The organism is Mesorhizobium sp. M7D.F.Ca.US.004.03.1.1 (genome assembly GCF_003998635.1).
GTDB classification, from domain to species: Bacteria; Pseudomonadota; Alphaproteobacteria; order Rhizobiales; family Rhizobiaceae; genus Mesorhizobium; species Mesorhizobium loti.
Genome location: NZ_RZQG01000570.1, coordinates 1 through 3,953, shown reverse-complemented (window position 1 = coordinate 3,953; position 3,953 = coordinate 1). Strand labels below are relative to the sequence as shown.

The 3,953-nt window shown below is 62.3% G+C and carries 6 protein-coding genes; 3 read left to right on the top strand and 3 right to left on the bottom strand.

The features are described from left to right. A partial coding sequence (locus EN935_RS25580) for a LysR substrate-binding domain-containing protein (protein ID WP_127373736.1) occupies positions 1–666 on the top strand: 666 nt, incomplete at its 5' end. A 168-nt stretch (positions 667–834) separates the two neighbouring features. On the opposite strand, the gene rpsI is transcribed toward EN935_RS25580, so the two are convergent. From rpsI to EN935_RS25565, 3 genes are all read right to left on the bottom strand, one after another. Further along, entirely contained in the window at positions 835–1,317 is a 483-nt protein-coding gene (gene rpsI, locus EN935_RS25575; RefSeq protein WP_023810272.1) for a 30S ribosomal protein S9, read from the bottom strand. 1 nt (position 1,318) lies between these two features. Continuing rightward, positions 1,319–1,783 carry a 50S ribosomal protein L13 gene (gene rplM / locus EN935_RS25570; protein ID WP_013532205.1) on the bottom strand — a complete coding sequence of 155 codons (465 nt, stop codon included), beginning with the start codon at positions 1,781–1,783 and terminating at the stop codon, positions 1,319–1,321. A gap of 215 nt (positions 1,784–1,998) precedes the next feature. Then, positions 1,999–2,463: a PaaI family thioesterase gene (locus EN935_RS25565; protein ID WP_127265052.1), complete on the bottom strand. Its 465-nt coding sequence runs from the start codon at positions 2,461–2,463 to the stop codon at positions 1,999–2,001. Positions 2,464–2,612: 149 nt separating this feature from the next. On the opposite strand from EN935_RS25565, the gene EN935_RS25560 reads away from it, so the two are divergent. Continuing rightward, positions 2,613–3,434, top strand: a complete 822-nt coding sequence (locus EN935_RS25560) for an enoyl-CoA hydratase (RefSeq protein ID WP_127265051.1) — start codon at positions 2,613–2,615, stop codon at positions 3,432–3,434. 202 nt (positions 3,435–3,636) lie between these two features. Then, on the top strand, positions 3,637–3,953 hold a 317-nt coding region (locus EN935_RS25555; protein ID WP_127373735.1), incomplete at its 3' end, for a VOC family protein.

The following is a 3,953-nucleotide window of genomic DNA, read 5'->3' as shown; positions in this document are numbered from 1 at the left end:
GCGCTGGACGTGGTGAACGGCTTTCGCGACAGGCCGGCGGGCTCGTTGCGTCTCAATGTGCCGGTCAGCGCCGCGCGGCTGATATTGCCCGACATCGTGCCGGGTTTCCTCACTGCCTATCCCGGTATCCGGCTGGAGGTGATCGCCGACGAGAACTTTGTCGACGTGCTGGCAGCCGGGTGCGACGCCGGCATCCGCTATGACGAGCGGCTGGAACAGGACATGATCGCGGTGCCGATCGGACCGCGCGTGCAGCATTTCGCCACCGCCGCCAGCCCTGCCTATCTTGATCGCCACGGACGGCCGCAACACCCGAGCGACCTGCTTGGCCATTCTTGTGTGCGCGGGCGCTTTGCCAGCGGTGCAATGCTGCCTTGGGAATTCGAGCGCGACGGCGAGGTGGTGCGGGTCGATCCGACGGGGCCATTGATCGTGCGGATCGGCGGGGCGACCGATCTTGCCGTCGACGCGGCCATCGCCGGCACCGGCATCATCGGCCTCTTCGAGGGCTGGCTCCGCCCTTACTTCGAAAGCGGCGCCCTTGAGCCCATTCTCGAACCGTGGTGGCCGAGTTTTCCCGGGCCGTTCCTCTACTATCCCGGCCGGCGCCTGGTGCCAGCCCCGCTGCGAGCGTTTATTGATTTCATCAAGGCCGGCAGGCCTTGAGGTCTGCCGCCAGGCATTGCCGCCCCGGCGCCATCACCCCAACCGGCGCTGCGCGCCGACCTCCTCATCGAAGGGAGGTAGGGTGCCGCGCTCTTCTACCTCCTTGCCGAGCCGCAAACAAAAAGGCCGCCCGGAGGCGGCCTTTCGATTGTCTGAATTTCGGAGCGCTTAGCGCTTCGAGAACTGGAACGAACGACGGGCCTTGGCCTTGCCGTACTTCTTGCGCTCGACGACGCGGCTGTCGCGGGTCAGGAAGCCACCCTTCTTGAGCACGGCGCGCAGCGTCGGCTCGTAGTAGGTCAGCGCCTTGGAGATGCCGTGGCGCACGGCGCCGGCCTGGCCGGAGAGACCGCCGCCGACAACGGTCGCGACGATGTCGTACTGGCCGGCGCGGTTGGAGGCGATGATCGGCTGGTTGAGGATCATCTGCAGGACCGGACGCGCGAAATAGGTCGCGAATTCCTTGTCGTTGACGATGATCTTGCCGGAACCCGGCTTCACCCAGACGCGCGCAATGGCGTTCTTGCGCTTGCCGGTGGCATAGGCGCGGCCCGACTTGTCGAGCTTCTGGACGTGGACGGGGGCTGCCGGCTGGGTGTTGGTGTTGCCGGTGGCGGCGCCCAGTTCTGCGAGCGAGGAAAGCTCAGCCATCTTATGCGACCTTCTTGTTCTTGGCGTTCAGCTTGGCCACGTCGAGTACAACGGGCTGCTGGGCGACATGCGGATGCTCGGCACCTGCATAGACGCGCAGGTTCTTCATCTGGCGACGGCCGAGCGGGCCACGCGGGACCATGCGCTCAACGGCCTTCTCGACGACACGCTCGGGGAAACGACCCTCGAGCAGCTGGCGCGCGGTGCGCTCCTTGATGCCGCCTGGGTGGCCGGTGTGCCAGTAATAGACCTTGTCGGTGAACTTCTTGCCGGTGAACACCACCTTGTCGGCATTGATGACGATGACGTTGTCGCCGTCGTCGACATGCGGAGTGAAGGTCGGCTTGTGCTTGCCGCGAAGATGATTGGCGATGACAGTGGCCAGACGACCGACGACGAGACCTTCGGCGTCGATCAGGATCCACTTCTTCACCACATCCGCAGGCTTCTGCGAAAAGGTTGTCATGTTTTCTGCTCTCGGTTCTGACCTTCACGAGGGAAGGCGTTTCTTGTTGCTTGGATTGGCGAAAAGCGCTTGCCCGCCGCCAATAACAAAACGGCGGCCTTTGCGGGCCGCTGCTTCGTGAGGGCTTATAGGCGAGGGTGGTTGTGGCGTCAAGACGCGCGAAACGGTCGATAGCAGGTAAAGGGCTGCAAAAACAATAGTTTAGGTAAAAGGTATTATTTTACCACACCGTCATTTCGCTTCGGAGGGATCGAATAGGTGCCGGTGGCGTGCGCCACCGTGTGTCCGTCCGCGCCGGCGACGATGTCGATGTCGAACACCATCAGGCTCTTTCCCAGCTTCAGGATGCGGCAATGGCCATCGATCGGTCCGGCCTCGGCCTTGCGGACGAAATTGATGTCGAGGTTGACGGTAACGGAAAGCGCGTCCGGCCCGGCATGCGACAGCACGCAGACATAACCGCCGATGTCGGCCAGCGTGAACAGCGAGGGGCCGGATACGGTGCCGCCGGGACGCAGGTGCCGCTCGCCGGCATTGAGCCGCACGGTGCAGCCGCCGGGGAACACGTCGATCGCCTCGAAATATTTGAACTGCTCATTGAGCTGCGGATAGACGGTTTCCATCAGCGCATTGACTTGTTGCGCGGTCAGCACCGGCTTCAGGTTGGTTTGGGCGGGCATGTCGGTCTCTCGTTTTGTGCGTAGCTGTATGGGCAGCGCGGCATTTCTGGCAACCTTCGTCTCCTGGCGCAAGCGATGGGTGTTGGACGAAATCCGATCCGGTATTAGATACTCTGGCAGCCCCGAGCGGAATCGCGGAGACCTTATCCATGGCCGAAATCCTTGCCATCAAGCCTGCCGCCATTGAAGGTCCGGTTGTCGCACAAATGGACAAGGGCGTGCTGCGCCTCACGCTCGCCAATCCGCCCGCCAACGCCCTGTCGCTGATGGTGATGGCGGCGCTGACGGCCGAACTTGAGCGCGCCAAGACCAACAAGGCCGTTCGCGTCATCGTTTTGTCGGCGGCCGGCAAGGTGTTCTGCGCCGGCCATGATCTCAAGGAAATGACCGCGCGCCGCGCTGACGCCGATCATGGCAAGGCCTTTTTCGCAGAGACGTTCGCGGCTTGTGCCGCGCTGATGCAGGCGATCGTGCGTCATCCCGTGCCGGTGATCGCCGAAGTCGACGGCCTGGCCACCGCGGCGGGGCTGCAACTGGTCGCTAGTTGCGATCTGGCGATCGCCTCGCACGAAGCGACCTTCTGCACGCCGGGCGTCAACATCGGCCTGTTCTGTTCGACGCCCATGGTGGCGCTGTCGCGCAACGTTTCGCGCAAGCATGCAATGGAGATGCTGTTGACCGGCGAGACGATCGATGCGGCGACGGCCAAGGAATTCGGTCTGGTCAACCGCGTCGTGCCGCGCGAGTACCTGAATCAGATTGTCACCAAATACGCGCAAACCATTGCTTCCAAATCATCCTTGGTGATCAAGACCGGCAAGGAGGCGTTTTACGCGCAGGCCGAAATGGGGCTGGCGGATGCCTATGCCTATACCGGCAGCATCATGGTCGAAAACATGCTGGCGCGCGATGCGGAGGAAGGCATCGGCGCCTTCATCGGCAAGCGCAAGCCGGAATGGACGGACGAATGAAGTGGCACGAGGTTGGCCGTGAGCGATTTCCTCGACATCCTTCTCACGAGTTGCTTAACTGGGCGGAAAGGCGAAAGTATCAGGATTTTTGGGTTTCTATATGGGTGGTTCTATGGATGTTAAGTACTGTCTTGGTGATTTACTTGGCGTATAAACATATTGATGTGTAAATATCGATCACGTTAGCCGCGAGCATACAGAAATGGAACCGCGCATCTCCATCATTACCATCGCTACAGACGACCTCGACCGCGCGGTGCGCTTCTATGAGGCGATGGGCCTGACCCGTCATGCCGGCATCACCGACGGTGTTGCCTTCTTCCAGATGGGCGGCGTCATTCTCGGCCTGTTCCCGCGCGCCAGCGCCGAGGAGGATTCCGGCATTGCCTTCACCGGGGCGCCGTCGGCTGTCTATCTCGCCTACAACACCCGCTCCGACGCCGAGGTGGACGAGGTGCTCGCCATGGCGCAAGAAGCCGGCGGCCGCATCGTCAAGCCGGCCGGCCGGGCCTTCTGGGG

Coding starts and splice junctions, on each gene's coding strand:
- rpsI (WP_023810272.1), bottom strand. CDS start 1,317: ATGGCTGAGCTTTCCTCGCTCGCAGAACTGGGCGCCGCCACCGGCAAC.
- rplM (WP_013532205.1), bottom strand. CDS start 1,783: ATGACAACCTTTTCGCAGAAGCCTGCGGATGTGGTGAAGAAGTGGATC.
- EN935_RS25565 (WP_127265052.1), bottom strand. CDS start 2,463: ATGCCCGCCCAAACCAACCTGAAGCCGGTGCTGACCGCGCAACAAGTC.
- EN935_RS25560 (WP_127265051.1), top strand. CDS start 2,613: ATGGCCGAAATCCTTGCCATCAAGCCTGCCGCCATTGAAGGTCCGGTT.